The 24745-nt window shown below is 66.7% G+C and carries 33 protein-coding genes; 22 read left to right on the plus strand and 11 right to left on the minus strand.

The window, feature by feature from the left end; genetic code table 11:
- Positions 1-216 precede the first annotated feature (216 nt).
- The 3 genes from ACAH01_RS01880 to ACAH01_RS01890 all read left to right on the plus strand — a co-directional run bounded on the left by ACAH01_RS01880 (position 217) and on the right by ACAH01_RS01890 (position 2463).
- The gene (locus tag ACAH01_RS01880; RefSeq protein ID WP_372480065.1) at positions 217-1146 is read left to right on the plus strand and encodes a hypothetical protein; all 930 of its coding nucleotides are present in this window, start codon (positions 217-219) and stop codon (positions 1144-1146) included.
- The gene (locus ACAH01_RS01885; protein ID WP_372480066.1) at positions 1147-1809 is read left to right on the plus strand and encodes a hypothetical protein; all 663 of its coding nucleotides are present in this window, start codon (positions 1147-1149) and stop codon (positions 1807-1809) included. It begins immediately after the preceding gene.
- A gap of 69 nt (positions 1810-1878) precedes the next feature.
- Positions 1879-2463: a mechanosensitive ion channel domain-containing protein gene (locus tag ACAH01_RS01890; RefSeq protein ID WP_170092801.1), complete on the plus strand. Its 585-nt coding sequence runs from the start codon at positions 1879-1881 to the stop codon at positions 2461-2463.
- 8 nt (positions 2464-2471) lie between these two features.
- Here the strand turns inward: ACAH01_RS01890 and ACAH01_RS01895 are convergent, their stop codons facing one another.
- The gene (locus tag ACAH01_RS01895) at positions 2472-3158 is read right to left on the minus strand and encodes a hypothetical protein (protein WP_372480067.1); all 687 of its coding nucleotides are present in this window, start codon (positions 3156-3158) and stop codon (positions 2472-2474) included.
- A 79-nt stretch (positions 3159-3237) separates the two neighbouring features.
- On the opposite strand from ACAH01_RS01895, the gene ACAH01_RS01900 reads away from it, so the two are divergent.
- The 4 genes from ACAH01_RS01900 to queC are packed head-to-tail and all read left to right on the plus strand — an operon-like array spanning position 3238 to position 5796.
- The gene (locus ACAH01_RS01900; RefSeq protein ID WP_372480068.1) at positions 3238-3693 is read left to right on the plus strand and encodes a 6-pyruvoyl tetrahydropterin synthase family protein; all 456 of its coding nucleotides are present in this window, start codon (positions 3238-3240) and stop codon (positions 3691-3693) included.
- Entirely contained in the window at positions 3694-4470 is a 777-nt protein-coding gene (locus tag ACAH01_RS01905) for a 7-carboxy-7-deazaguanine synthase QueE (protein ID WP_372480069.1), read from the plus strand.
- Between the two features lie 8 nt (positions 4471-4478).
- On the plus strand, positions 4479-5105 hold the full coding sequence (gene folE / locus ACAH01_RS01910; RefSeq protein ID WP_372480070.1) for a GTP cyclohydrolase I: 627 nt from the start codon (positions 4479-4481) through the stop codon (positions 5103-5105).
- Positions 5098-5796, plus strand: a complete 699-nt coding sequence (gene queC, locus ACAH01_RS01915) for a 7-cyano-7-deazaguanine synthase QueC (protein ID WP_153554703.1) — start codon at positions 5098-5100, stop codon at positions 5794-5796. Before folE ends, queC begins: the two co-directional genes overlap by 8 nt.
- A gap of 84 nt (positions 5797-5880) precedes the next feature.
- Here the strand turns inward: queC and ACAH01_RS01920 are convergent, their stop codons facing one another.
- The 3 genes from ACAH01_RS01920 to ACAH01_RS01930 form a co-directional block, all read right to left on the minus strand.
- A complete protein-coding gene (locus ACAH01_RS01920) occupies positions 5881-6267 on the minus strand; it encodes a methylglyoxal synthase (RefSeq protein WP_153554704.1) in 387 nt (128 codons plus the stop codon).
- Positions 6268-6318: 51 nt separating this feature from the next.
- Positions 6319-6582, minus strand: a complete 264-nt coding sequence (locus ACAH01_RS01925) for a HalOD1 output domain-containing protein (RefSeq protein ID WP_372480071.1) — start codon at positions 6580-6582, stop codon at positions 6319-6321.
- Positions 6583-7058: 476 nt separating this feature from the next.
- Positions 7059-7523 carry a deoxyuridine 5'-triphosphate nucleotidohydrolase gene (locus ACAH01_RS01930; RefSeq protein WP_372480072.1) on the minus strand — a complete coding sequence of 155 codons (465 nt, stop codon included), beginning with the start codon at positions 7521-7523 and terminating at the stop codon, positions 7059-7061.
- A gap of 263 nt (positions 7524-7786) precedes the next feature.
- On the opposite strand from ACAH01_RS01930, the gene ACAH01_RS01935 reads away from it, so the two are divergent.
- From ACAH01_RS01935 to ACAH01_RS01980, 10 genes are all read left to right on the plus strand, one after another.
- On the plus strand, positions 7787-9763 hold the full coding sequence (locus tag ACAH01_RS01935; RefSeq protein ID WP_372480073.1) for an aconitate hydratase: 1977 nt from the start codon (positions 7787-7789) through the stop codon (positions 9761-9763).
- Between the two features lie 282 nt (positions 9764-10045).
- Positions 10046-11212 (plus strand): enhanced intracellular survival protein Eis, encoded by a 1167-nt coding sequence (gene eis, locus ACAH01_RS01940; RefSeq protein ID WP_372480074.1) that lies wholly within the window; start codon positions 10046-10048, stop codon positions 11210-11212.
- 317 nt (positions 11213-11529) lie between these two features.
- Entirely contained in the window at positions 11530-12021 is a 492-nt protein-coding gene (gene rimI / locus ACAH01_RS01945; protein WP_208628925.1) for a ribosomal protein S18-alanine N-acetyltransferase, read from the plus strand.
- 38 nt (positions 12022-12059) lie between these two features.
- A complete protein-coding gene (locus ACAH01_RS01950; RefSeq protein ID WP_372480075.1) occupies positions 12060-12446 on the plus strand; it encodes a DUF5810 domain-containing protein in 387 nt (128 codons plus the stop codon).
- A gap of 23 nt (positions 12447-12469) precedes the next feature.
- A complete protein-coding gene (locus tag ACAH01_RS01955; protein ID WP_372480076.1) occupies positions 12470-12883 on the plus strand; it encodes a DUF5809 family protein in 414 nt (137 codons plus the stop codon).
- Positions 12883-13320: a hypothetical protein gene (locus tag ACAH01_RS01960; protein ID WP_372480077.1), complete on the plus strand. Its 438-nt coding sequence runs from the start codon at positions 12883-12885 to the stop codon at positions 13318-13320. Before ACAH01_RS01955 ends, ACAH01_RS01960 begins: the two co-directional genes overlap by 1 nt.
- On the plus strand, positions 13317-13859 hold the full coding sequence (locus ACAH01_RS01965; RefSeq protein WP_372480078.1) for an NUDIX hydrolase: 543 nt from the start codon (positions 13317-13319) through the stop codon (positions 13857-13859). The genes ACAH01_RS01960 and ACAH01_RS01965 overlap by 4 nt, the downstream gene beginning before the upstream one ends.
- Positions 13856-14425 (plus strand): NUDIX hydrolase, encoded by a 570-nt coding sequence (locus ACAH01_RS01970; RefSeq protein ID WP_153554718.1) that lies wholly within the window; start codon positions 13856-13858, stop codon positions 14423-14425. The genes ACAH01_RS01965 and ACAH01_RS01970 overlap by 4 nt, the downstream gene beginning before the upstream one ends.
- Positions 14426-14512: 87 nt before the next feature.
- Positions 14513-14896 carry a rhodanese-like domain-containing protein gene (locus ACAH01_RS01975; protein WP_170092818.1) on the plus strand — a complete coding sequence of 128 codons (384 nt, stop codon included), beginning with the start codon at positions 14513-14515 and terminating at the stop codon, positions 14894-14896.
- A gap of 52 nt (positions 14897-14948) precedes the next feature.
- Entirely contained in the window at positions 14949-15695 is a 747-nt protein-coding gene (locus tag ACAH01_RS01980) for an MBL fold metallo-hydrolase (RefSeq protein ID WP_170092819.1), read from the plus strand.
- Positions 15696-15975: 280 nt separating this feature from the next.
- On the opposite strand, the gene nucS is transcribed toward ACAH01_RS01980, so the two are convergent.
- Both nucS and ACAH01_RS01990 read right to left on the minus strand, forming a co-directional pair.
- A complete protein-coding gene (nucS, locus tag ACAH01_RS01985; protein ID WP_170092820.1) occupies positions 15976-16713 on the minus strand; it encodes an endonuclease NucS in 738 nt (245 codons plus the stop codon).
- A 12-nt stretch (positions 16714-16725) separates the two neighbouring features.
- A complete protein-coding gene (locus tag ACAH01_RS01990) occupies positions 16726-17277 on the minus strand; it encodes a DUF6735 family protein (RefSeq protein WP_372480079.1) in 552 nt (183 codons plus the stop codon).
- Positions 17278-17373: 96 nt separating this feature from the next.
- Between ACAH01_RS01990 and ACAH01_RS01995 the strand changes: the two genes are divergently transcribed.
- Positions 17374-17661 (plus strand): hypothetical protein, encoded by a 288-nt coding sequence (locus tag ACAH01_RS01995; protein WP_372480080.1) that lies wholly within the window; start codon positions 17374-17376, stop codon positions 17659-17661.
- A 125-nt stretch (positions 17662-17786) separates the two neighbouring features.
- On the opposite strand, the gene ACAH01_RS02000 is transcribed toward ACAH01_RS01995, so the two are convergent.
- Positions 17787-18401, minus strand: coding sequence for a transcription antitermination protein (locus ACAH01_RS02000; RefSeq protein WP_372480081.1), 615 nt, complete (start codon positions 18399-18401; stop codon positions 17787-17789).
- 78 nt (positions 18402-18479) lie between these two features.
- Here ACAH01_RS02000 and ACAH01_RS02005 point away from each other — a divergent pair, with 78 nt between their 5' ends.
- Positions 18480-19649, plus strand: coding sequence for an MBL fold metallo-hydrolase (locus tag ACAH01_RS02005; RefSeq protein ID WP_372480082.1), 1170 nt, complete (start codon positions 18480-18482; stop codon positions 19647-19649).
- A 77-nt stretch (positions 19650-19726) separates the two neighbouring features.
- On the opposite strand, the gene ACAH01_RS02010 is transcribed toward ACAH01_RS02005, so the two are convergent.
- Positions 19727-20020: a DUF6432 family protein gene (locus ACAH01_RS02010; protein WP_153554727.1), complete on the minus strand. Its 294-nt coding sequence runs from the start codon at positions 20018-20020 to the stop codon at positions 19727-19729.
- A 116-nt stretch (positions 20021-20136) separates the two neighbouring features.
- Here ACAH01_RS02010 and ACAH01_RS02015 point away from each other — a divergent pair, with 116 nt between their 5' ends.
- Together ACAH01_RS02015 and ACAH01_RS02020 are read left to right on the plus strand one after the other, a co-directional pair.
- Positions 20137-21027 carry a hypothetical protein gene (locus ACAH01_RS02015; protein WP_372480083.1) on the plus strand — a complete coding sequence of 297 codons (891 nt, stop codon included), beginning with the start codon at positions 20137-20139 and terminating at the stop codon, positions 21025-21027.
- A gap of 26 nt (positions 21028-21053) precedes the next feature.
- Positions 21054-21446 (plus strand): DUF5611 family protein, encoded by a 393-nt coding sequence (locus tag ACAH01_RS02020; protein WP_153554729.1) that lies wholly within the window; start codon positions 21054-21056, stop codon positions 21444-21446.
- Between the two features lie 272 nt (positions 21447-21718).
- On the opposite strand, the gene ACAH01_RS02025 is transcribed toward ACAH01_RS02020, so the two are convergent.
- From ACAH01_RS02025 to sepF, 3 genes are all read right to left on the minus strand, one after another.
- Entirely contained in the window at positions 21719-22486 is a 768-nt protein-coding gene (locus ACAH01_RS02025; RefSeq protein ID WP_015761596.1) for an ABC transporter permease, read from the minus strand.
- Entirely contained in the window at positions 22483-23442 is a 960-nt protein-coding gene (locus ACAH01_RS02030; RefSeq protein WP_372480084.1) for an ATP-binding cassette domain-containing protein, read from the minus strand. Before ACAH01_RS02030 ends, ACAH01_RS02025 begins: the two co-directional genes overlap by 4 nt.
- A 93-nt stretch (positions 23443-23535) precedes the next feature.
- Positions 23536-23892 (minus strand): cell division protein SepF, encoded by a 357-nt coding sequence (gene sepF / locus ACAH01_RS02035; protein ID WP_153554732.1) that lies wholly within the window; start codon positions 23890-23892, stop codon positions 23536-23538.
- A gap of 106 nt (positions 23893-23998) precedes the next feature.
- Between sepF and ACAH01_RS02040 the strand changes: the two genes are divergently transcribed.
- Complete coding sequence (locus ACAH01_RS02040; RefSeq protein ID WP_372480085.1) at positions 23999-24730, plus strand: DUF1028 domain-containing protein; 732 nt, start codon at positions 23999-24001, stop codon at positions 24728-24730.
- Positions 24731-24745 lie beyond the last annotated feature (15 nt).

The following is a 24745-nucleotide window of genomic DNA, read 5'->3' on the forward strand; positions in this document are numbered from 1 at the left end:
AATATCGAAGCAGGAGGGTTCATACTGCCGGCTGTAACTGTTTCAAGATGTTTGCGACCACGGGGTCGCGAAATGCTTCACAGACGTACAGCCGGTAGTGTCCGTCCGGATTCCAATGGAGTAGCTGGGGACTGCACGACAGTATTGCTGCTCACTCGATCACTCACAAAAGTGAGAAACGTTAAAAGCCTCTCATACGGATAGTCAGAGAAGACAATGCCCCAAGAAGATCCGGAGTTCGGTGAGCCAGAGTTCTTGGGGTGGTTACTATTGAAGCGGCTGAAAGAACAGAGCAACGACCAGATTTCGAGATCGAAGTTTCTCAAACTCTGTTGTATCGCTGATCGCCGCCTCATCGAGTCACGTGGTTACGAAGTCGGTCTCCCTCGCTACTGGTATATGTACGGGGAGCTCGCAAACGAACACGAGTTCTCGAAGCGGTTTTATAATGCGCCGCTTGCCATCGGCTGGGATGGTCAGCAGTATCTCCCGAAGGAACTGCAGGTCGAAGCATTCGACGTATCTGAAGAGGGTCTCGAATCGATTCCGGATGCCGTCAGATGGACAGTTCGAGAATTCGGACGCAAGAACGTTGAAGAGATCAAACAGTATCAGTATGAGAAGCACGCAGAAAACGAGTTTATTCGGAAATACAGCGAGCTTCGATGGCTCCTGAGTACAATCGATCTCGGGAGACAGGAACGACTGGAGAACTACAGTAGCGGTGGAGAATCGAACGAGGAGTACCTCAAGCGGCAACTCGATGAGATGATGGCCACATATCCGGACGGAGAGGCCCGTTACGACGATTTGAAGACGCTCTATCTCCGGTGGGACGATACAGTTCGTCTCATGGTGGACCACTCCGTCGAGTACAGCCGGATTGCGGAGTTCCTCGACGATTATATCCGGACACTCAGTAAGGCTGTACTTCGGTTCACATACAACCAGAACATAACTGACGAACGACTCGAAGACTGGGAGGAAGACGCGGCCAAAGAGCGAGAAAAGTTCACGACTCATCTCACGACCATACGGTCGGAACTCCTTCGCGACCGATCACGAAGCACAGAGCTCGATCAGGTCTCAGACGCGTATTCACAGACCATCGACGAGCAGATTGAGCGACTCCTTGCCCGAGAATAGATGTCGGACGCGTCGTTTCTGGATACCGGTGTCGTACTAGGATTTTGTTTTCGCGATGACTCACATCATCATCGCTGTCGGGAGTATCTCGATGATCACGACTTCGCGTTGTTCGTTTCTGATCATGTAGAATCGGAGTATCTGAATAGAGAACCGAGTCTTGCGCAGGAGATTGCAAACGGCATCTTCGATCACATTGATCGACTACACGATTCGGAGTTCGAGGGACAGCTTGATTCGATGGACACGTCCCGGATTCGCCAGAATCTGGTCTCAGGTAACAACCCTGCTGGGACAACACTACATACGTTCTACAGCGATGAAGTGCCGAATTTCATCCACATTGCCGACCTGACTGAGCGGCTCCGTAACCTCGCACGGGACATCGAACAGATCGCGATTGAGAACAGAGAAGCCCTCATGAAGAAAGTGGAAGTGTGGGAACGAGATAGCGAATATGCCGATATCGACGGCAAGCTCTCGGAAATCCCATGGGACGACCGCCGTATCTGTCTCGATGCACACGATGTTTCAGAAGAGACAGGTCAGACGACAGAACTGGCCACCACGAATCCGACAGATCTGGTCGACCACGGATACCGAACGGTAATTCTCGAACAAACGTCCCTCGAAGATGTCGTGTCGCTCGCAGTTCGGTCGTAACTGCATTGCACCCGGAACGGTCCCGCCGACACCCCCACGCTCTTTCGGGCGTGAGGCGTAGTCGAGGCCATGTTGCAAGAAGCGACGCAAGCGCCGACCGTCGAGCCGTCGACGAGCGCCATCCTCTCGGAGTTCGTCGACGGGATCGTCGTGGCAGTGCCGCGGCTGCTGTCGGGACTGCTCTTTCTCGTGCTCGCCTATCTCACGATCAAGCTCGTACTGGCGGTCGTCCGGTCGGTCGTCGATCGGCTCTACCGGGACGAGGAGCAGCTAATCGTCGACCTCGTGGTCACCGTCGTCGGGATCTTCCTGTGGTTCGGGGCGACCCTGGGGCTCCTGAAGGTCGTGGGGCTGGGCGATGTTGCCGCCAGCCTCGGCACCGCCAGCGGCTTCATCGGGCTGGGTGTCGCGTTCGCACTCAAGGAGATGATCGCCGACACTGTCGCAGGGGTGTACCTCCTGCAAGACGAGGACTTCTCGGAGGGAGACCGCGTCGAGACCGCGTCGGTGACGGGCCGGCTCGTGAGTATCGACCTCCGGAAGACCCGGATCGAGACCGACGAAGGGAACCTCGTGGTCGTCGCCAACCGCGACGTCGAGAAGCGCTGGACGCGCCACGCTCGGGCCGACCAGGACCTCGATGCGGGCCGCTGAGGCGCGGACTACGCGAAGTGCGATTCGGCGTCGGCTTTCGCTCGATCGACGACGAACGCCTCGGCCTGGGTCATCGCCCGCAGCGCCTCGTCGGTGTAGTCGACCGTGATCGACGGGAGCGCGCGTGCCAGCCCGCCCAGCAGGTCGCCGGGGTCGATGTCGATAGTCAGTGCGTAGGCCTCGGGCGAGGCGTGCAGCGGTTCGGTGAAGGCAAACTGGGCGTCGATCAGGTCCGTCGTCGCCTCCCAGTCGTAGGCGGTCGCCGCGGCGGCCCACAGCGACTCCGCGTCGGCGGCGACCAGCGGCGCAACGGCGTCGCCCATGCGTCGCTGGCGAGCCAGCAGCGTCTCGCGGAGTTCGCGCTTGCGGTCCGGTGAGATGTCGGATCGGAGTGCGTCCCAGTAGAGGTCGCGGGCCAGAATCTCGTCGGCGAAGACCTCGAAGTCGTCGTCGCTGGCGGCATAGGAGAGGACCGCGTCGAACTGGTGGAGGATCGCGTCCCGGTAGGACTGCAGTTCTGGCTGGACGATCTTCCGGTCGACCGTTTCGCTGTGCGAGAGGAGGCGATCAATCACCGCCCCCTCCGGACCGGTGGCGCTGCGCAACGCCCGGGAGATACTGAAGGCGTCGCTCGTCTTGCTTGCCAGTCCGTTCACGTACCGCTCGAACCCGTCCCTGACGGCAGCGCGTGTCACATTGTCCCGTGAGGGCCGGATCCCCCTATCGGTTTCGGCGGTTCGGACGTTTTAAGCACCCCCAGAGTAATACCCAGGTATGGCTGAAGGATTATCGACCGAGCGGTCGGACGCGATCGCCGACGCGGGCGAGCGAGAACTCGTCGTCGGCGGCGACCGTCCCATCCGGATCAGCACGGGCCACCGGATCATGCACCACGACGGGAAGTGCAGTCGGCCCCACGGCCACAACTACGAGGTGACGGTCCGGGTGACCGGGGCGCTCACGACGGACGGGTGGGTCGTCGACAAGGGCGACGTGACCGACGCCATCGACGACTGGGACCACCGCTTCCTCGTCGAAGCGGGCGATCCCCTCGTCGACGCCTTCGAGCGCAGCGGCGACGGCGACGCGCTGGTCGTGCTCGACCACCCGCCGACTGCGGAAGTGATGGCGATCGTCCTCGAAGAGCGACTCGCAGAATCACTTCCGGACACCGTCAGCGACGTGGGTGTGACCGTCCGCGAGACGGGCGAACTCGCAGCGGGGCCGTAGATGCCCGTCGACGCCGATCCGGTCGCGGAGGGCGCGGCCGAGACGCCGTCAGAGGCCGACGCCCTGCCGATCAACGAGCTGTTTCACTCGCTCCAGGGCGAGGGGAAGCTGGCGGGGGTCCCGTCGGTGTTCGTCCGGACGAGTGGCTGTAACCTCCGGTGTTGGTTCTGTGACTCCTATCACACCTCCTGGGAGCCCAGCCACGCCTGGCTGACGATCGACGAGATCGTCGCCGAGATCGAGGGCTACGACGCCGACCACGTCGTGGTGACCGGCGGCGAGCCGCTGATCCACGAGGAGACCCTCGACCTGCTGGAGCGACTCGACGAGCGAGGGTACCACACCACCGTCGAGACCAACGGGACCGTCGCCGTCGACGCGCCGATCGACCTGGCGAGTGTCAGCCCGAAGCTGGCGTCCTCGACGCCGACCCCCGAGCGGGACCCGACCGGCGAGGGCGACTGGGAGCAGCGCCACGAGCAGCGCCGCCTCGACCACGAGGCGCTGGCGACGCTCGTCGAGCGCTACCCGACCCAGCTGAAGTTCGTCGTCACCGGTCCCGACGACGTGGCGGAGATCGACCGGACGGTCGAGGAGCTTCGAGAGCGAACCGAGACGACGATCGACGACGCAGACGTGCTGTTGATGCCCGAGGGGCAGACGCGTTCAGATCTCGACGAGACGCGCGGGGTCGTGGCCGACCTCGCGCTGGAACGCGGCTACCGATACACGCCGCGACTCCACGTCGACCTCTGGAACGACGCCCCGGGCACCTGAGACACACCATGACCGACGAGACAACGATAGAGGACGCGACCGAGGCGGCGAACGCCCCGGCCGCAGTCCCCGACGGCGAGGGTATCGACTGGGAGAAAGCACAGGAAGGCACCCGCCTCCTGCTTGAATCGATGGGCGAGGACCCGACCGCGGACGGCCTCGAAGCCACCTGGCAGCGCCGGGTGCCCGCGCTGTTCGAGACGTTCAGCGAGGCCAACCGCGAGGCCGAGAAGCCGACGATGCGGACCTTCGAAGCCGATCAGGAGGGGCTGGTCGTCAAGACCGGCATTCCGGTCTACAGCCTCTGTGAGCACCACCTGCTGCCCTACCACGGGACGGCGCACGTCGCCTACCGACCGGACGAGCGGGTCGTCGGCCTCTCGAAGCTGGTCCGGTACGTCCGCTGGCAGGGCCGCAAGCCCTCGATGCAAGAGCGACTGACGCGCGACATCGCCGACGGACTGGCTTCCGAACTGGACGCCGCGACCGTGCTGGTCGAGATCGAGGCCACCCACATGTGCGAGGCCATGCGCGGCGTCGAGACGGCCACCACGACGACGACTCGCTCGGTCGTCGGGACGCCGACGACGACCGAACGCGAGCGGTTCACCGACGCCGTCAAGAAACATGAGTGACACCGACAGCGCCGTGGTGCTGGCCTCGGGCGGGATGGACAGCGCGACCGCGGCATACGAGGCCGCCGAACGGGGTTACGAGGAGCTGTACCTCCTGCACACGAGCTACGGCCAGGCGACCGAGGAGACCGAACGCGCGTGTGCTGAGGCGCTTGCCGACCACGTCGACGCGGCCGACTTCCTCCACGTCGAGACCGGCCACCTCACGCAGATCGGGGCCTCCTCGCTGACCGACGAGGAGATGGCCGTGGCCGACGCCGATCTGGACAGCGACGAGATCCCGACCTCGTACGTCCCCTTCCGGAACGCGAACCTCCTGTCGATGGCCGTCTCCTACGCCGAGGCCAACGACTGTTCGGCGGTGTTCATCGGGGCTCACTCCGAGGACTTCTCGGGGTATCCCGACTGCCGCCCACAGTTCTTCGAGGCGTTCCAGCGGGTGATCGAGGTCGGCACGAAGCCAGACACCGAGATCGAACTGGTCGCGCCCTTCGTCGAGTGGTCCAAGACCGACATCGCCGAGCGCGGACTCGAACTCGGGGTGCCCTACGAGGACACCTGGAGTTGCTACCGCGAGTCGCCCCCGGCCTGTGGGACCTGTGACGCCTGTGCCTTCCGACTCCAGGCGTTCCAGAATCTCGGCGAACGCGACCCCGTCGAGTACGCCGAACGGCCCGACTACACGGAGTGATTCACCGTCGCCGTTCGCGCTGACGGTCCGCTCTGTCGGACGTACGCCGAAGCGTCGTTCGGGAGGCGCGACGAAAAGACGGCCTCAGCGCTCGAACCCAGCCGCTGCAGCTAAACCGTCGAGCAGGTACACCGCGCCGGTCTCGGTCGTCGCCAGGGGCACGTCGTGAACGTCACAGATCCGCAGGAGCGCCGAGATGTCCGGCTCGTGGGGCTGGGCGGTCTGTGGATCCCGGAGGAAGACGATGCCGTCGATCCGACCGTCGACGACCTCGGCACCGATCTGGGTGTCGCCCCCGACCGGTCCCGACTCCTTGCGCTCGACGGTCAGATTCGTCGCCTCGGTGATGCGCTTGCCGGTGGTGCCGGTCCCGACGACGTCGAAGGTTTCCAGCAGCGTCTCGTACTCCCGTGCCAGATCGATGATGTCGGGCTTCTTCTCGTCGTGTGCGATGAGCGCGACGCGCGTCATAGCGAGTGGGTGGTGCCCCTCGTCTATAGGTGTGATGCACGCCGCCGGGGGCTACTCGACGGTCACGTCGCCGTCGCTGGTGACGGTCACGTCGTAGCCCTCGACCGCGAAGGTGATCGCCTCGTCGCTGCCGTTGACGACCGCGGCCAGCTCGTCGGCCTCGACGTAGCGCCCGAGATCGCCGATCTCCGCCGCCGTCAGCTCGCTGGCCGAGAGCAGCGACTCGACGATCACGTCTTCGGCCGGCGTCGGACTGACCCACTCGTCCCCGGTGTCCCCACGAATCATGTACACTGTACTGTCGTCCGAGTCCATACGCGGTCGAACGGCCGCGACACATATAATCCAGTACGAGTAGTTTCTGGCTCTGAAACAACCGGAAACAACGAGACTGCCGTCGAGCGTCGTGACTGGGCGAACGAAAATAGGTCGGCCGCGAACAGCGCGTGCCGACCCAGTGACCAGACTGACGAATTGGGGCAGCCGTTCTCGCAGTGTACGGGAGCCGCTGCCCTGGCATCACCTCCGAAGTGATGCAGTTGTGCGGTACACGGCACCACGTCATAGTTCTTTCGCCGACCGCCCGCCGTCGGAGTCACGACCGGCCACTACGGGGACAGCTGGCAATCCCATACTGCCACCTGTCCGTCTGTGATCCGAGTCGTAACCGCTGGAGTTCCGACCGGCCACTACGGGGACAGCTGGCAATCCCATACTGCCACCTGTCCGTCTGTGATCCGAGTCGTAACCGCTGGAGTTACGACCGGACACCATAGAGACAGCTGGCAGTATCAGTCGAGCTTCTCGTGCTGGTAAGAACCCTCGTAGGTCTCCTCGTGGGCGGCCTCGGCGAGGACGAACTGTGCGATCCGGGCGTCGGCCTCGAGTTCGATCTCGTGGTGGACTTCGAGGAGTCCCTCGCCGCGGCCCTCGTAGCCGGCGTCCCAGACGGCAGTGTGGAGCATACAGGAGTTGCGCATCAGCGACGAGCGCGGGTAGACGAAGCCGACGTGGCCCTCCGGGACGGCGACCCGTTCGCCGTACTCGACGACGTACGCGCCGGGTTCGAGCCGGTAGACGCCGTCGTCGGGCTCGATCTCGGTCCGGTCACCGACGTGCTTGTCGCCGCGTTCGATCCGACCCGGCTCGACCTGTTCGGACACCGCCGCGAGCGTCAGGTCGACGCCGTTTGGCTGGACCTGTTCGGGTCGCAGGTCACCCAGTGCCTCGGCGACGAAACGTCCGCTCTTGTACATGCCCGATCGGTCGGTAACCAGCGTGATGAGCCTTCCGAGACCGCCACGTCGAACCGAGGGACGCGAGACGGATCCGGATGAACAATGGTTCGGATTTCCCGAGCAGTATCGAACGATCGGCAAAGATCCTCGGCGAGAGTCGCGAGAAACTGAGCAGATCCGGTGGCTTACCGGCGCAAAAGGCCACAATTCGGCAGACACCGCTCGAAAACTCGCGGGAATACGCGGGATTTATACGCGCGCGCCGTCGACTCACGGACGTTATGGGACAGACGCTCACGGAGAAAATCCTCGACGATCACCTCGTCGAAGGCGAACTCACGCCCGGCGAGGAGATCGGGATCGAAATCGACCAGGTGCTGACACAGGACACGACTGGGACGCTCGTGTGGCTCCAGTTCGAAGCGCTGGGACTCGAAGAGGTCCAGACGGAACTGGCCGCCCAGTACTGTGACCACCAGACCTACCAGTTTGACTTCAAGAACACGGACGACCACCGCTTCCTGCGCTCGGCCGCTGGGACCTTCGGTGCCCACTTCTCCCGGCCCGGCAACGGTATCTGTCACAACGTCCACAAGGAGAACTTCGCCGCGCCCGGCAAGACGATGCTCGGCTCGGACTCCCACACGCCGACCCCCGGCGGCCTGGGCGAACTGGCGATCGGTTCGGGCGGCCTCGACGTGGCCGTCGCCATGGGTGGCGGTGCCTACTACATCGACATGCCCGAGGTCGTCAACGTCCGCCTCGAAGGCGAGCTGCCCGAGTGGGCGACCGCCAAGGACGTCATCCTCGAACTGCTCCGCCGGCTCTCGGTCAAGGGCGGCGTCGGCAAGGTGCTCGAATACACCGGCCCCGGCGCCGAGAGCCTGACCGTCCCCGAGCGGACGACCATCACCAACATGGGGACCGAGCTCGGTGCGACCACCTCGATCTTCCCGACCGACGAGCAGACCGAGGACTACCTCTCGCGCCTCGGTCGCGAAGACGAGTACGTCGAGCTCCAGCCCGACGACGACGCCGAGTACGCCGACGAGATCGTCGTCGACCTCTCGGATCTCGAACCGCTCATCGCACAGCCGTCCATGCCCGACAACGTCGTCCCCGTCGAGGAAGTCGAGGGCGTCGACGTCGAGCAGGTCATGATCGGCTCCTGTACGAACGGTGCCTACGAGGACATCCTCCCGGCCGCGAAGATGCTGGAGGATCGCAACGTCGACAAGAAGACCGAGATGATCGTCGCGCCCGGCTCCAAGCAGGCCTCCGAGATGCTGGCTCGCGAGGGCTGGACGGCGGAGATGATGGCCGCTGGCGTCAACTTCTCGGAAGCGACGTGTGGTGCCTGTATCGGCATCGGCCACGTCCCGGCCTCGGACTCGGTCTCGCTGCGGACCTTCAACCGCAACTTCGAGGGTCGCTCCGGTATCGAGGACGACTCCGTCTACCTCTGTTCGCCCGAGGTCGCCACCGCGGCGGCACTCAAAGGCGAAATCGTCGACCCGCGCAACCTCGCCGACGAACTCGGCGATCTGGACGCGCCGGGCATCGAGCTGCCCGACGAGTACATCGGTAACTCCGAGTCGGACCTCATCGCGCCCGACGAGGCCGTCGACGACGAGCTCATCAAGGGCCCCAACATCGGCGACGTGCCGCTGAAGGACCCGCTGGGATCGGACATCGAGGGTGAGACGCTCCTCAAGATGGAGGACAACATCACCACCGACCACATCATCCCGGCGACGGCGGACATCCTCAAGTTCCGCTCGAACATCGACAAGCTGAGCGACTTCACGCTCTCGCGTGTCGACGACACCTTCGCCCAGCGCGCCAAGGACAACGACGGCGGCGTCCTCGTCGCAGGCGAGAACTACGGGCAGGGCTCCTCGCGCGAACACGCGGCCCTCTGTCCGATGTATCTCGGCATCGACGCCGTCCTCGCACAGAGCTTCGCCCGCATCCACAAGGCGAACCTCTTCAACTTCGGGATCGTTCCCCTGGAGATCGACGCGGACACCTACGAGCAGATCGAGCAGGGCGACGACGTCGAGATCGTCACCGACGTGGCCGACGCCATCCAGTCCGGCGAGACGGAGTTCACCATCCGTGTCAACGACGACTGGGAAGCGAGCGCCACGCTGGACGCCTCCGAGCGCGAGCGCCGGTTCCTCGCCTCCGGTGGCAAGCTCACCCACACGAAACAGCAGTACGAGGACGACAGCGGCGCGGCACCCGCAGACGACTGACGGGAGACGCCGAGCATCGCGAGGGGTCTCCGACGGCCGAACGGCGCATGCCGAGGCGGTGAAACCGCCTCGCACGCGCCGTGAGGCGAGCGAGGTTCTGAGCGTAGCGAAGAACCTCGCCCTCGTGATCGGAGCAGCCAGGAACCGCGTCCGATCGGGACGACACGAACCGCGCACATTTTTGTCGGAGTCCGGCGACGGGAAGCGACGGCCATGCGGCGACGAGACGCCCACGGATCGGTAGACCCCAACGCTTGTTGACCTCGCCGCCGCCTCGACACCATGGGCACGTTCCGCAGCGTCACCGAGGACGAACGGGCGACACACCAGCGAATCAAGGACCACGTCTGGGGCGACGGCGGCGTCCCCGACCCGGGCGAGACGGTGCCGCGGGCGTTGGGCGAGCGGTGGGCCTACGTCGAAGACGGGCGGTTCCGCTCGATCTGTGCACTGCTGGAGATCGACGTGCGTCTCGCGGGCGCGTGGCGGACGATCGGCGGGATCAGGGGGTTCGTCACACCGCCGGAACACCGCGGGCAAGGATACGGACGGCGACTCCTGCGTGCGGCCGTCGGAGAGTTCGCCGACCGCGGGCTGTCCTACGCAGTCTTGTGGCCCGCGTCGATCGACTACTACCGGGAGCGTGGGTGGGGACTGGTCCACACCGAGACGGCCTACGCCTTCCCACCGGCGGCGATGGCAGATCCCGGCCCGGCGGGACGCTTCGAGCGCGTCGGACCGGACGACTTCGGACGCCTCGAAGCGGTGTGGGAGGCTGACGCCAGCGACTACGAGCTGGCGCTCCGACGAACCGAGCGGTGGTGGCGCGAGCGGGTGCTCGACGACGCGTGGGCCTACACCTGGACGCCGGACGAGGACGACGGGCCCGCGGGCTACGTCGTCTACAGGCTCGACCGCGACGCCGAGACGCTGACCGTCGAGGAGCTGGCCACCCGGAGCGAGCGGGCGCGCCGACAGCTGCTTGGCTTCCTCGAACGCCACGCTCCACAGGCCGACCGCGTGGAGTGGGCGTGTCCGCGGGAACGGCGGCTGCTCAGAGAGGCCGCCGACCCCGACGCCGTCGAGGCGTCGGTCGAGCCGGGAGCGAGCGGGTACGTCGTCGACGTACCGACGGCGATCGAGACGCTCCCCGCCGAGCGAGGGCCGGCCGAAGCGGTGACGGTGGAGGTGACCGATCCGCTCGCGCCCAGCAACGACGGGCAGTTCCGAGTCGAACCGGACCTGACGTGCCGGCGACTCGAACCCGGAGCGACGACCGACGAGCCCGGTCTCGTGGTCGACTCGGCCGTCCTGGCACAGTTGTACGTCGGAACGCTGTCGATCGAGACGGCGGCGGCCCGCGAGGTCGTCACTGCGACCGACGACGCCGTGGCTGCGCTGAGTGGGACGTTCGGGGCGCGAGACGTGTACGTGAGCGATTTCTTCTAGCGGCGAAAACGAAAGTGGGGTGGGATGGTTGGGGGGATGTGGGGGTAGCACCCAGTTGGGTGCGTTTACTCTTGCGTCCTTGATAGTTAAGAGCTTTTTGGCACGATGTGAGACGTACACGCCGGTCGCAGGAGCGAACATGTCCCGTGCCCCAGGACCAAAGAATAGAGGGTCTGTCGTACTACCGGCTGTACATCTGTGAATGATTTCGCCACCCCGGGTGGCGAAGCTCGTCACGAAGTGACAGCCGGCAGTATCAGTCACCGGGAACCCCGAGGCCGCCATCCATTAGTGAGCCCGCGACGTAGAGAGCGGCAGTGACGACCGTTCCCGACAGCGATACGGAGCCGCCGACGGTCCGTCCCGCGACGCGGTCGGACCTGCTGGCGGTCCATCGGATCGAGTCGGCCGCGTTCCCACAGCCCTGGCCGTTCTCCGCGTTCGAGAGTTACGTCGGCGAACCCGGCTTTCTGGTCGCCGTCGACGAGCGCCACGACGAGCCCGAACTGCTCGGTTACGTCGTCGCCGACACCGTCCCCAACCACGGGACGCCGCTGGGCCACGTCAAGGACCTCGCCGTCGACGAAGCGTACCGCGGGCAGGGGATCGGTCGACGACTGCTCCGGCGTGCCATCGACGTGCTCGAAGACGCCGGAACGGGCTCGGTCAAGCTCGAAGTCCGAGTCGGTAACACGGCCGCACGCTCGCTGTACCGGTCGTTCGGCTTCGAACACCGTCGGACGATCCCCAACTACTACGGCAACGGCGAGGACGCGCTGGTGATGATCCGGGCGCTGGACGACGGGTAATCGACAGTTTATACCCGTCTCGGGCACTCTGTCCCCGTATGGGCTATGCCTGCCCCGTCTGCGAGGAGCCACAGGCCGACGCCGGCCACCTGGCGAACCACCTCGCGTTCACGGCGCTGACCGGCGGCGGCGACCACGAGGACTGGCTCGACGAACACGTCCCCGACTGGGGGGACCACGGCGAAGACGAACTGGCCGCCGAGGTCGTCGAACTGGCCGCGGAGACGGAGTTCCCCTTCGAGGCCGGTGGCCACGACCACCAGCACGGACAGGGCCACGGCATCGATCCCCAGCAGGCCCGCGAGCGCGCCAGTGGGGAGCTCGACGACGAGGCAGCTGAGATTCTCGAAGAAGCGCGCGAGATGACCGAGGCGATGCGAGAGGCGGACGCGGAGCGGTCCGAGTCGGCAGACGAAACCGAGTAGTCCCCGCCAGACCAAGCGGGGGTATGCACACCGAGGGGACGTTTCTACCGGAGACCGCCCGAGAGGCACGCGAGCGCTACGAGGCGCTTGGCTCGACGGCACAGGTCGTCGTCAAGGCCGTCGCCAAGTCGATGGCGTTCGACAGCGAGGAGTACGACGAGCGGGTGACCAGCGACGTCGTCGAGACGGCCCGCGAAGCCATGTTCGGCGAGGCCCTGCAGGTGCGAGTGGGTACCCGTGAGGCGTTCGACGAGTGGCGCGAGTCGGCCGACCACGAGGTCGAGGTCGTCGGTGCCGACAACGTCGAGAACGTCGCCTGGCACGCCCCGCCGTTCGCCGAGCAGGCCGTCGCGGCGACGTTCCAGGAAGAGGAAGCGGCCGCCGTCGCGACGCTGCGTCGACAGGCCGTCGCTCGGATCTACCAGGACGTGGTCTGATGCGGACGGTCACCCGGAACCTCCTGCTGGGCATCGGGGTCGTCCTGGTCCTCCTGCTCGCGCTGGGGGCAGCGCCGTCGCTGCTTCGCAGCGGCGATCCCTACTACGTGAGTGCGACGCCGGTCGGCGAGGTCGACGCCAACGAGACGAACGTCACCGCCGGACCGAACGCGACGGCCGTCGGTGGCGACACGCTCTCGGAACGGACCCACCCGTTCACGACGACGGCCATCGCCGACGCGGGCGCGAATCAGACCGGCTACTCCGAACCCTACTGGCGCGGTCCCGTCGGGATCAAGGGCGCGTTCACGCACTCGCCGTTCGACGAACTGGCGGCGCTGCGCCAGCGCAACCCACAGGCGGCCGACGGCGAGTCGGTACGCGTGGCACGCAACGGGACGCTTTATCGTATCGGCGTCACACAGGACCGACCATGACACGCGAGCCGACCCACGAGTGGCCGATCGTCGACTCCGAGACCGAGTACGAGACCGGCTGGTACACCGGCGGCTACGATCGCGTCCGACAACCGGACGGGAGCGAGAAGGCGTACTACTGGGCGGAGCTACCCGACGCCGTCGTCGTGGTCGCTCGCAGCGGCGACGAACTGCTCCTGGTCGATCAGTACCGGCCGACGATCCGCGAGCAGTGTCTGGAGCTGCCGGCGGGCATCGTCGAGGACGGCGAGTCCTACACCGAGGCTGGCCGGCGCGAACTCCGCGAGGAGACCGGCTTCGAGGCCGCTGGCGTCTCGCTGCTGGAGGAGTTCTGGTGTTCGACCGGCGTCCTCAGACACCGGCGAGGGATCGTCTTCGCCGAGGGACTGGAACCGGTCGAGCCGGACCTCGACGACAACGAGTTCCTCACAGTCACGACCGTCCCCATCGCGGACGCACTGGACGTGGCCCGCAACGAACCGGCCAACGACGCCACGATCGAGGGGATCTTGCTCGCGCGAGCGGAGGGGCTGTTGTGAGCGAGGAGCCACGAGATCCCTGGGACCGACCGGATCCCGAGTGGCCGGTCCGAGAGAGCGTCGTCGTCTGGGAGACCCCCTTCTTCGAGGCCGGCTACGACCGGGTCGAGCGGCCGGACGGAGCGCTCGCGGACTACTACTGGCTGGAGCCGTCCGACGCCGTCATCGTCGTCGCGCCGACCGAGGACGACGAACTCGTCTTCGTCGAGCAGTACCGCCCGCGGTTCCGGCTGCGGTCGCTGGGACTCCCCGCTGGCGGGATCGACGACGGCGAGGAACCCATCGCGGCCGCCCGCCGCGAACTCCGCGAAGAGACCGGCTACCGCGCCGAGGAACTCAGCTACGTCGACTCGTACGTCCCCTCAGGGTGGACTCGCTACGTCCGGCACGTCTTTTTCGCGACGGGCCTGGTGGCGGGTGAACCCGACCCGGACGAGGGCGAAGTCATCGAGACCCTGACGGTCCCCGTCGACGAGGCCGTCGACGTGTTGCGGTCACGGGAGGGGCCGGTCAACGGCTTCGCGCTCACGCCGATCCTGCTCGCTCGCGAGGACGGGCTGCTGTAGTCGTCGGCGGCGCGCCCTCCCAGAACAGCCACACAGTGCGGGTATCGACCGTGAGGCGTAAGGGAGCCCAGCACCCAGCGTTCGGTAATGGACGGGGAAATCGGCCACGAGGAGCTGGAAGCGATACTCGAAAACGGCACCGACGCGCGCGTCGTGGACATCCGTTCGCCCGGTGCGTACGAGCGGGGACACATCCCCGGCAGCGAGAACGTCCCGCTCCAGCAGCTGGTCGACGACATCGAGCAGTTCGCGGGCGCGGAGCGGGTCGTGACGGTCTGTCCGCACGGGAAATCGAGCGTCCAGGCCGCGCGGCTGATCGCCTCCTACGAGGAGTTCTCCGGCCGAGCCGAGAGCTTCGGCCCCGGCCTGTCGGCGTGGGACGGACCGATCGAGAGCGGACGCAGCGAGGCGGAGACGGCGGAGGGAGACGCGGGAGCGCCCGACGACGAGGGGCCAGACGCCCCGTTCTAGCGCCGGCCGGTCAACGGCCGACTTATGTGTTCTGCCCGCCGTACCGTAGGCAATGACTGTTCGACACGACGGGCTCGCCGTCGAGTGGCTCGGCTACGCCACGATCCGGCTCGCGGGCGAGGAGACGGTCGTCTACTTCGACCCGGGACGGTACGGCGTCCTCACCGGCGAGTGGGAGCCCGACGAGGAGGGACTGAACCACCCGCCGGGACGCGACTACCGGCCGGAGGACGGGGACGTGATCTGTGTGAGCCACGTCCACCACTACGACCCCGACGGCATCGAGCGGGTGGCGAGCGAGGACGCGACCGTCGTCGCCTTCGAGGGGATCGACGGGCAGGACCGCGAGCGCGGGCTCGCGCCGATCACCGAACTCCCCTACGAACTGCGGACGGTCGACGCGACGACGAGCCTCTCGGTCGACGGCGTCTCCGTCTGGTCGACGCCGGCCCACAACGAGCCGGACGGCCCCCACACGCGCCCGGACGGGACCCCCTACCACCCGGAGGGATTCGGCTGTGGGTTCCTCGTCGACGTGGAGGGGACGCGGGCGTTCTGGCCGGGAGACACCGACGTGTTGCCGGGCCATCGCTCGGTCGACGTGTCGCTGTTCTGCCCGCCGATCGGCCAGCGGTTCACGATGGACCGCCACGAGGCCGCGGGGCTGGCCGCGACCATCGAGCCGAACCTCGTCATGCCGGTCCACTACAACACGTTCTCGACGCTGGCGACGGACTCGCGGGCCTTCGCGGCCGACGTGGCGGCCGCTGGCGTCCCGGTCGTACTCGACGAGCAGTGACAGGTCGTCGCGGATCGAGAGTGGTGGCTCTGGTGAAAGCTCTCGTCAGAAAGGGCTCAGAGGGGGTAACGTTTCGTCATTGCCACCGACGATGGGTAGCGGGTCACCGGTAAAAAGGCCAGCGTGTTCGGGAGCCGGCATCGACTCGGCGACGGTACCCGGTCGTGGAGTCTCGACACCCACAAGAGCCGGCGAGGCGGCCACACTGTCGGCCACGCGTCTTTCGAGGGGTTCGTTGGCTGGACGGGCCACGATCTTGTACCAGTTACAGCCGACAGTATCAGTTCTCCGGCGGTGCCAGCGAGACGAACTCCAGTCCCTTCTGGGCCAGGAGCTCGCGGGCACGGTCGGTGACCGACGGAGCGACGAGGATCCCCCGGATCTCGGCCTCGTCGTGGAGATCGCGCCCGAGCGCCTGGACGTACCGGTCGAGCTGTCCGACCGCGTCCGGTCCGACGCGCCGTCGTTTCAGCTCCACGACGACGGTCCGCCCGTCCGCGTCCTCGCCGTAGATGTCGATCGCACCGGCGGGCGTCGACCGCTCCGTCGCGAGCGGGGTAAACGCGGGTTCGAGGAGGTCGGGATCGTCGAGGATCCGCTCGCGCAGATCCGCCTCCGTGCCAGTCAGCGACAGGTCGGTGGGGTCGGTCACGTCGAAGACGCCGACGTGGGCCAGCGACTCGAAGGCGATCGCGAGCAGTTCGTCGGGCGAGGACCGCTCGCTCTCGACGACGAACTCGCCGTCGACCACGCGGACCGCGTGCGCACAGCCCGGCGGCTGCCAGTTGACCGGCTGCTGGCCCTCGTCGGTGTGGACCAGCGCCGCGCCGTCGGGTTTGAGCATGACGTGGCGATCGCCCGGACCCAGCGTACTCGTCGCGCGTCCGTCGTAGTCGACCCGGCAGCGGCCAAACAGCGTCACCAGCGCTCCCGCGTCGATCCCCCGTTCGACGAGGTCCGCGGCTGCGTCGAAGTCCGGGTCAGACAGCGTCTCGGTCGCGTCCCCGTGGGTCGTCACGCTCGGCCGTAGTCAGTCGGGTCGTAAAAAGGACGCGTCGTCGATCGGGTACAGGGGTGCCAGTCGCGTGAGCGTCTCCCAGAGCGCACGGCGTGCACGCTCCGGCGACAGTGCCCCGGCGTCGACAAGCTCGCCGAGTCGGTCCTTTGCGGTGATCAGCGTCTGACGGAGCCGTTCCTCGTCGGCCGTCGGGCCGGCGACGGCGAGGGGCTCACCGCCGTCGAGACCGAGCGGACAGACGAGGTAGGTGCTGGTCTCGTCGGCGGGTCCGACGACGACGAGAGCCTCGATCGTCGGATCGACGGCCGCCAGCACGTCGGCGGGGGCCAGCTGCCGGGCCAGCGGTCGCGGATCGACGCGCGTCCCGACGGCGTCGTCCCGGCTCGAAGCGAGGTCGAACTGGTGGGCGATCCGGTCGGGAACGGGCGGGACTCGTGAGCGGTCCCGTCGGCCACCGAACGGCGTCTCGGGCGTGATCGCAGCGGCCAGCCCCGTCCCCCAGTGTGCGTAGTGGAGACGGTAGCCGTCGCCGTCCCGGTAGGCGACCAGTGCGCGGTGTGCCATGGCGTCGCTGGGCGCGTGTTCGCTGATAAACCCGCGCCGCCGATCGTGACACTGAATGGCACAATCCTCAAGTACGTACCCGTCGTAGTCGTACGTATGTTGGGGACCGAGTGGGTGTACGCCGCGATCGCGGGCCTGCTCTTCGCGCACCTCCTGACACTGCTGTATGCCTACCGGTCGAGCCGATCCGAGTCGGCCGCCGACGGCGTGTCCGACACCCCGTCGGTCGAGGTGGCCGATCGAGCCGACCGGAGCGTCTGTCGGTGCCCGGAGTGTGGCACCGAGAACGACCGTGCGTACCGCTTCTGTCGGCAGTGTGTCGCCGAGCTACCGAGTGCGCGACTTCACGTCGAGCACCCCAGCGAGCAACAACAGCCCTACTGAGACGACCGGCTGTACATCTGTGACCGATTTCGCCACCCCGGGGTGGCGAAGCTCGTCACGAAGTGACAGCCGGCAGTATGATCGCCGTCCCGAAAGTGGCGCTCCGGGCGAACCCGAGCCCCGCGTCAACACACCGGTCGCGGGTCCAACCCCATGGCGTCGAGACGCTGGGCGTAGTCGTCGTACGCGACGGCGATCGTCTCGCCGGCCGCCCGCTGAGCGCGGTCGGGCTCGGCTCCGAGTGCGACCACCAGTGCCGCGCCGTCGTCAGCGTCCTCGCCGTGGGACGACCGGACGGTGCGACACGCGTCGGCCGTGGCGTCGTCGCCCTCGTTGACGAAGAAGTTGATCGCCTGGAGGGTCGTCCGATCACCGACGAGGCCGGTCGCGACCAGCGCACCCGCCCGCTCGGCGTCGGCCGCGAGCCCCCGGAGGTGTTCGACGACCGGCCACGCCGTCTCCGTCGGCGGCTCGTCGAGGTCGGCCGAGAGAGTTCCGTATCGCGTTGCCGCGCGCTCGCTGGCCCGTTCGAAGGCGTCCGCCGCCGGGCCGTCTGCCTCGTCGGCCCACGCGTCGAAGACCGCTCGTCGGCCCGCCTCGCGTCCGGACAGCGTCGCCCGGACGGTGGCGGGTTCGAGATTCGCGTCCGTCGCCGCGAGCAGTACCTTCTCCGAGCCGAGCCGGTCGAGTTTGGTCGCGCTGTCCGCACGGACCCGCTCGACAAACGTGTCGGCGTCCATACCGGAACGACGGGTCGACACACCTTAACCTCGGGGCCCGTGTCACATCTTATCACTCTCGGGGCCGTACGGACGGCTATGTCCGAGTCCTTTCCCGACCCACCGGTCGAGCCGTCGACGATTAGCCCCGAGACGCTGGCCGGACGGCTGGCCGACGGCGAGGCGGTTCGGTTGCTCGACGTGCGCGACCGCGACGAGTACGAGCGATGGCACATCGCCGGGCCGTCGGTGACGGCGACACAGCACTCGTTCGCGAAGGCCCTGCAGGCACAGGTCCGCGGCTCGGTCGACGAGCTGGCCGCACAGGTCGCGGGCGAGGGGCCGATCACGGTCGTCTGTGCCCGCGGGGAGGCGAGTGCCTACGTCGCCGGGCTGCTGACGGAGGCCGGCGTCGACGCGCACAACCTCGCGGGCGGGATGGACGGCTGGGCGCGCGTGTACGAGGCACACGAACTCGACGCGGGCGAGACGACGATCGTCCAGTACCAGCGACCGGCCTCGGGCTGTCTGGGCTACCAGATCGTCGCGGACGGCGTGGCGGCCGTCGTCGATCCACTGCGCGCGTTCGCCGATCGGTACGCCGCGGACGCGACACGACGGGACGCGACGATCGAGTACGTGATCGACACCCACGTCCACGCCGACCACGTCAGCGGCCTGCGGTCGGTCGCGGCGGCGACCGGCGGCGAGGCGCTGCTGCCCGCGAGAGCCCACGAGCGCGGCGTCGTCGACGACATCGGAACGCTTGCCGACGGCGAGGCGCGCAGCCTGGGCGAGACGACGCTCCGGACGGTCGCGCTGCCAGGCCACACGACGGGGATGACCGGCATCGCGGTCGGGGACGTACTGCTGACCGGCGACAGCCTCTTTCTGGAGAGCGTCGCCCGCCCCGACCTCGAAGCGAGCGACGACGCGGCGGCGTTCGCCCGAGAACTGTACGCGACGCTGACCGAACGGCTGGACGCGTTCGACGACGAGACCCTGATCGCGCCGGGTCACGTCGGCGAGCGAACGGTCCGGAACGACGACGGCAGCTACGCGGCGACGCTGGGCCAGCTCCGAGAACGGCTGTGGGCCTTCGCGGTCGACGAGGCGACGTTCGTCGAGCGCGTCACGGAGAACGTCCCGCCGCGTCCGGCCAACGCCGAGGCCATCGTCGCAGCCAACCTCGGCCGACGGACGCCGAGCGACGACGACGCCTTCGAGTGGGAACTGGGGCCGAACAACTGCGCCGCGACGGCGGATTGAACGGGGTCGTCGGTCCGTACCGGATCGATCCCACGACGATGTGCGGCCCCGGGAAACGCCGACAATAGCCGTAGTAGCTACAGCGAGAAGCGACGCCGGATCGCGTCGACGAGAGACTCCTCGTCGGTGGGTTCGTGCTCGCCGACGACGCCCGACCGGGGCGAGAAGACCGTCCGCTCGCCGTCCCGTGTCACCTCGATGAGCGTGTCCGCCTTCAGTTCGGCGAGGGCGTCCTCCAGGTGGTCGATGTCGGCGTCGACCCGCGACCGGAGTTCGAAGACGGTCATCCCGTCCTCGGGGCGATCTGCGAGGGCATCCAGCACTGCGACCTGCGTGTCGGGACGGTCGCGGTACTCCGGTTTCGCTCTCATACCGGGAGATAGTCGTGGAACCCCCTTGTGTTTGTCCCCGAGCGAGGAGACCGGCGGGCGGCTCGCGGTCGTCCCAAGCAGTAGGCTTATCACTCGGAGCGGGCCATGTCGTGACAATGGGTCTCAAATGCTCCGTAATCGGACATGCGTACGGAGAAACGACTGTCGAGCGCGACCGCGAAGAGCAGGGTAGCGAAGTCGTCATCACGATCCGAGAGGTCGAAACCTGCGAGCGGTGTGGCACCGAGCGCGTCGTCTCCGAAAACAAGGAGGTCACGGCGATCGAAACGCCCGACGACGTCGAGACGACGGAAGAGACGGCGGCGTCAGAACCGGAAACGACGACGCCGGACACCGAAAGCGAGTCCGACGGGGCCGAAGAGAGCGAGCCGTCGGACGAGGAGCACGACGACACCGAGGACGTTCCGGCGGCCGGCGAAGAGCTGTCGGCCTCGGAGATCGTCGGCGGCGAGGAGACGCCGTCGACGCCCGATGCCGACCCCGATACCGGTGCAGAGATCATCGACGCCGAATCCGACGAGCCGGTGTCCGAGGAGGAGGCCGTCGACGAGGTACTGGCCGACCCCACAGTCGACCCCGAGATCGACGAGCAGGACGGCGACGAGCAACTGGGCAGCGGGTCCTCGGCCGTCGATACCGAGGAGATCGACGCGGACGACCCCGACGCCGACGACGCCATGATCATCGACGAGGACGACGACGATCCCGTCGAGCAGGGCAGCCGCCAGCCCGGCGAGTGGCCCGAAGAGCCCGACACGGGCGACGACGAGTGGCAGCCCGACACGATCGGGACGATCGACGAGGACGACGAAGAGCAGGCCACGGAGACGACGACGCTGACCGTCCCCGACGGCCAGTTCCGCTGTCCGGAGTGTGACTTTACGACGCTGGTCGAGTCCTCGTCGCTGCGGCGTGGCGACTTCTGTCCGGAGTGTCACCGCGGCACACTCGTCCACGAGCCAGAAGACGAAACGCGAAAAGAGTAAGGCAGGGCCAGCACAAATCGACTTCTATGCGAGAGTACAAGATGCGACGCGGCGAGCACCTCGAAGATCGGGTTCCCGACATGGAGGCGTTCGTCGAGGACTACTTCGGCGAAATCACCGACACGCAAGAACGCAAGGGGAGCGACCTGCTGGTCGTCGACGACCCCGACAATCCGGTCTTCGATCGCGTCGTCGCCGGCACCGTCGAGTACAGCGGCAAGAAAGACAAGCTCGCGCTCCACATCGACGAGCGCGACGCCGAGGACGTCATCGCCGAGGGCAACGCCGACGCGGCACAGGAGGCCGTCACGGCCAAGAACGACTTCCTCGAAGAGGCGACCGGCCGCGACGCCAAGGCCCGCCGGGACTCGATGAAGCGCTCCGTCGAAGACGACGCCGAAAAGCCCGACAGCGTCTAAGGACTCTTCTCAGCTCGTCGCACGCTATTGATCGGTCGCGGACAGCCACGCTGCCCGTCAGGTTCAAGTACTCCCGTGACAAAGTATACCATACGCCACGCCCGGAGGCGATCGAGAAGTATCCGGGTCACAGCGCACGGAGCGCGTGCGTGGCCGGCTGGCGCGGGTAGGGCCAGCCCGCCACGGCCCTGTCATAGTTTGGGGCGTCGCCCGTCGATCGGGGGACGCTCTTTCTCGTCGCTCGCGAGTCCCTGCCCTGGCCCGCGAGCAGATCACTCGGTGAGCCCGTAGCCCCGTTTGAACAGCGCGAGGTCGACGGCGAGGACGGCGACGGCGGCCCCGGTGAGCACGAGCAGCGAGGTCGTGGGCTCGATCTCGGTGACGCCGATCATGCCGTACCGGACGCCGTTGACCATGTACACCATCGGGTTGAACAGCGAAACGGTCCGCCACAGCGGCGGCAACACCTCCAGCGAGTAGAAGACTGCGCCAAAGAACACCAGCGGCCGGAGGATGAACTGGTTCATCACCGTCAGGTAGTCGAAGTCGCTGGCCCACAGCCCGCCGATCACGCCGAGTCCGCCAAACAGCGTCGTGATGACCAGGACGAACGCGATCAGGTACAGCGGGTGAGCCACCGAGACCGACGTAAAGACCAGCCCGACGCCGACGATCAACAGCGAGGTGACGATCCCGCGCAGTGCGCTGGCCGAGACGTAGGCGGCGACGACGCTGCGATGGGACATCGGCGAAGTCGTGACGGCCTGGATGTACTCGTTCCAGCGGCCGTGGAAGATCGTGAACGACGCGTTCTCGAAGCTGTCCGAGATCGCGCCGAGGACGACCAGGCCCGGCAAGACGAACTGGATGTAGCTGACGCCCGCGATCTCGCCGATCCGACTGCCGAGGATGACCCCGAAGACGGCGAAGTACAGCGCGTTCGTGATGATCGGCGGCAAGAAAGTGTTGTACGGCCGCCTGACGAACCGCAACACCTCCCGGCGGACGAGCGTCAGGAGTTGCGTGGCGGTTCGATTCACGCGTCGACCTCCATCTCGACCTCGGTGTCGCCGCCGTGGTCCGCCCGCGTCATGTCGACGAACACCTCTTCGAGGGAGGCCCGGCGCACGTCCAGGGACGTGACGGTGTGGCCCGCCCCTTCCAGTTCGCGCATGATCGCCGGGGCGAGAGAGCTCCCGCCGGCCGCGGAGACGAGCAGCGTCTCGTCTTCCATGCGGGCGTCTCGCGCGCCCTCGACAGAGAGGGAGGGGGCGGTCGCGGGCGGCGATTCGAGGCCGATCTCGACCGTGTCGGTGCCCCGTTCCATCAGCTCGTCGGGGGTCGCGACCTCGACCTTCCGGCCGTCGTCGACGATCGCCACCCGGTCACAGAGGCGCTCGGCCTCCTCGATGTAGTGGGTCGTCAGCAGGATCGTCGTCCCGCCGTCGTTCATGCGGTTGATGATCTCCCAGAGGTCGTGGCGCAGCTGTACGTCGACGCCCGCCGTCGGCTCGTCGAGGATCAGCAGGTCTGGGTCCGACACCAGCGCGCGGGCGAGCATGAACCGCCGTTTCATCCCGCCGGAGAGCCAGTCGAAGCGAGTGTCGCGTTTGTCCCAGATGCCGACGGTCTTCAGGGCGTCCTCGGCCCGTTCCTCGGCCTCGGCCTCGGGGACGCCGTGGTAGCCAGCCTTGTGTTCGAGGACCTCGTGAATCGGGAAGAAGCGGTCGACGTTGTACTCCTGGGGGGCGAGCCCGATGGCGTCGCGTGCCTCGCGGTAGTCGTCCTCGACGTCGTGGCCGAAGACCGTCGCCTCGCCGCCGTCGGCGTCGACCAGTCCGACGAGCGTGTTGATGAACGTCGTCTTCCCGGCACCGTTCGGTCCGAGCAGGCCGAAGAACTCACCGGACTCGACCGTCAGCGAGAGTCCGTCCAGCGCCTGCACGTCACCGTAGCGTTTCGTCAACTCGCGGGTGCGAATTGCGGGTGCAGTCATTACCCTCACCAGTCGTTCGAGGCGGTTAAGGGGCGTGAAACGCTCGGTGGCGTGGATCGTACGCGACAGAACGACGGCGAAAGGAAGAGCGAGTTACTGGCCGAGGCGTTCGCGGCTGATCCCGACGCCGGCCGGCGTGATGATGAGCTGGTCGTCGTCTTTCTGGACGATGTCGCCCCCGACCTCGTTGACGACCCGTTTGAGTTCGTCGGTGATGTGTTCCATCGTGCGGTCCTGCGTGCTGTGGCGCGTGATGTCGGCCACGACGATGTCGCCGTCGTAGACGGCGTCTTTGATCTCGACGACGTCCTGTTTCTCGCCGATGCGTGCGATTCGGACCTGTCGGTCGACCTCGACCGCGTCGTCGAGGTCGTCGGCAGACAGTTCGACGTAGTCCTCGGTGGCCCGCGAAGAGCCCGACTCGCCCAGTATCTTGCTCATCAGTCCCATACCCACTGTGGGGGTCGCCGGTGGTTTAGGCTTTACGTCAGACGGAACGACGCGGCCACCCAGATGTCGCCCGACCGCTTTTGCCGGTCGCGACCAACAGGGGCCTGTGACCTTCAGCATCTGCGTCCGAGAGGAGTACACCGACGAGGACGGCGACGAACAGACCCGCTTCGGCGTCGCGGTGACGACCCGACTGGCCGCGGTCGGGACGCTGTGTCCGTTCGTCAGCGAGAACGGCGCGGTCGCGACACAGAGCCGCGTCAACGTCGACCTCGGGCGACGCGGGATCGAGTACGTCGACGACGGGCTGGCCGTCGAAGATGCCTTGCAGTCGCTGCTCAACGCAGACGACGGCGAGCCCGAACGACAGCTTCACGGCGTCGACGCCGACGGCGAGTTCGCCTTCTCCGGCGCGGAGTGTGGCGAGTGGTTCGGCCACGAGGTCGGCGACGACTACACCGTCGCGGGCAACCTGCTGACCGGAGCCGACGTGCTCACAGACACCGCCGCGGCCTACGAGGAGGGGCGCGACGGCGACGCGCCGCTGGCAGAACGGCTGATCGACGCGCTCGAAGCGGGCCACGCGGCCGGGGGCGACAAGCGCACGGAGCTACAGGTCCAGAGCGCGGCCCTGCTGGTCGCGACGACCGAGGACCGGCCCGCAGATCCCTACTACGACGATCTGCGAGTCGACGCGACCGAGACGCCGATCGAGGACCTGCGCGAGACGTACGAACTGGCCAGAGAGAGCTACGAGCAGGCGCTAGCGAGAGCAGCAGAGACAACGGACGACGAGGACGAGAGTCCCGACGAAGAGACGGACGGCAGCGGGTCGTGATCGGTCGAAGAAGGC

It is taken from the genome of Halomicrobium sp. HM KBTZ05, assembly GCF_041530035.1.
GTDB lineage: Archaea > Halobacteriota > Halobacteria > Halobacteriales > Haloarculaceae > Halomicrobium.

Excerpts from the sequence above, each read along its gene's own strand:
- ACAH01_RS01880 (WP_372480065.1), top strand. The coding sequence starts at position 217 with ATGCCCCAAGAAGATCCGGAGTTCGGTGAGCCAGAGTTCTTGGGGTGG.
- ACAH01_RS01885 (WP_372480066.1), top strand. The coding sequence starts at position 1,147 with ATGTCGGACGCGTCGTTTCTGGATACCGGTGTCGTACTAGGATTTTGT.
- ACAH01_RS01890 (WP_170092801.1), top strand. The coding sequence starts at position 1,879 with ATGTTGCAAGAAGCGACGCAAGCGCCGACCGTCGAGCCGTCGACGAGC.
- ACAH01_RS01900 (WP_372480068.1), top strand. The coding sequence starts at position 3,238 with ATGGCTGAAGGATTATCGACCGAGCGGTCGGACGCGATCGCCGACGCG.
- ACAH01_RS01905 (WP_372480069.1), top strand. The coding sequence starts at position 3,694 with ATGCCCGTCGACGCCGATCCGGTCGCGGAGGGCGCGGCCGAGACGCCG.
- folE (WP_372480070.1), top strand. The coding sequence starts at position 4,479 with ATGACCGACGAGACAACGATAGAGGACGCGACCGAGGCGGCGAACGCC.
- queC (WP_153554703.1), top strand. The coding sequence starts at position 5,098 with ATGAGTGACACCGACAGCGCCGTGGTGCTGGCCTCGGGCGGGATGGAC.
- ACAH01_RS01920 (WP_153554704.1), bottom strand. The coding sequence starts at position 6,267 with ATGACGCGCGTCGCGCTCATCGCACACGACGAGAAGAAGCCCGACATC.
- ACAH01_RS01925 (WP_372480071.1), bottom strand. The coding sequence starts at position 6,582 with ATGGACTCGGACGACAGTACAGTGTACATGATTCGTGGGGACACCGGG.
- ACAH01_RS01930 (WP_372480072.1), bottom strand. The coding sequence starts at position 7,523 with ATGTACAAGAGCGGACGTTTCGTCGCCGAGGCACTGGGTGACCTGCGA.
- ACAH01_RS01935 (WP_372480073.1), top strand. The coding sequence starts at position 7,787 with ATGGGACAGACGCTCACGGAGAAAATCCTCGACGATCACCTCGTCGAA.
- eis (WP_372480074.1), top strand. The coding sequence starts at position 10,046 with ATGGGCACGTTCCGCAGCGTCACCGAGGACGAACGGGCGACACACCAG.
- ACAH01_RS01950 (WP_372480075.1), top strand. The coding sequence starts at position 12,060 with ATGGGCTATGCCTGCCCCGTCTGCGAGGAGCCACAGGCCGACGCCGGC.
- ACAH01_RS01955 (WP_372480076.1), top strand. The coding sequence starts at position 12,470 with ATGCACACCGAGGGGACGTTTCTACCGGAGACCGCCCGAGAGGCACGC.
- ACAH01_RS01960 (WP_372480077.1), top strand. The coding sequence starts at position 12,883 with ATGCGGACGGTCACCCGGAACCTCCTGCTGGGCATCGGGGTCGTCCTG.
- ACAH01_RS01965 (WP_372480078.1), top strand. The coding sequence starts at position 13,317 with ATGACACGCGAGCCGACCCACGAGTGGCCGATCGTCGACTCCGAGACC.
- ACAH01_RS01975 (WP_170092818.1), top strand. The coding sequence starts at position 14,513 with ATGGACGGGGAAATCGGCCACGAGGAGCTGGAAGCGATACTCGAAAAC.
- ACAH01_RS01980 (WP_170092819.1), top strand. The coding sequence starts at position 14,949 with ATGACTGTTCGACACGACGGGCTCGCCGTCGAGTGGCTCGGCTACGCC.
- ACAH01_RS01990 (WP_372480079.1), bottom strand. The coding sequence starts at position 17,277 with ATGGCACACCGCGCACTGGTCGCCTACCGGGACGGCGACGGCTACCGT.
- ACAH01_RS01995 (WP_372480080.1), top strand. The coding sequence starts at position 17,374 with ATGTTGGGGACCGAGTGGGTGTACGCCGCGATCGCGGGCCTGCTCTTC.
- ACAH01_RS02000 (WP_372480081.1), bottom strand. The coding sequence starts at position 18,401 with ATGGACGCCGACACGTTTGTCGAGCGGGTCCGTGCGGACAGCGCGACC.
- ACAH01_RS02005 (WP_372480082.1), top strand. The coding sequence starts at position 18,480 with ATGTCCGAGTCCTTTCCCGACCCACCGGTCGAGCCGTCGACGATTAGC.
- ACAH01_RS02010 (WP_153554727.1), bottom strand. The coding sequence starts at position 20,020 with ATGAGAGCGAAACCGGAGTACCGCGACCGTCCCGACACGCAGGTCGCA.
- ACAH01_RS02015 (WP_372480083.1), top strand. The coding sequence starts at position 20,137 with ATGGGTCTCAAATGCTCCGTAATCGGACATGCGTACGGAGAAACGACT.
- ACAH01_RS02020 (WP_153554729.1), top strand. The coding sequence starts at position 21,054 with ATGCGAGAGTACAAGATGCGACGCGGCGAGCACCTCGAAGATCGGGTT.
- ACAH01_RS02030 (WP_372480084.1), bottom strand. The coding sequence starts at position 23,442 with ATGACTGCACCCGCAATTCGCACCCGCGAGTTGACGAAACGCTACGGT.
- sepF (WP_153554732.1), bottom strand. The coding sequence starts at position 23,892 with ATGGGACTGATGAGCAAGATACTGGGCGAGTCGGGCTCTTCGCGGGCC.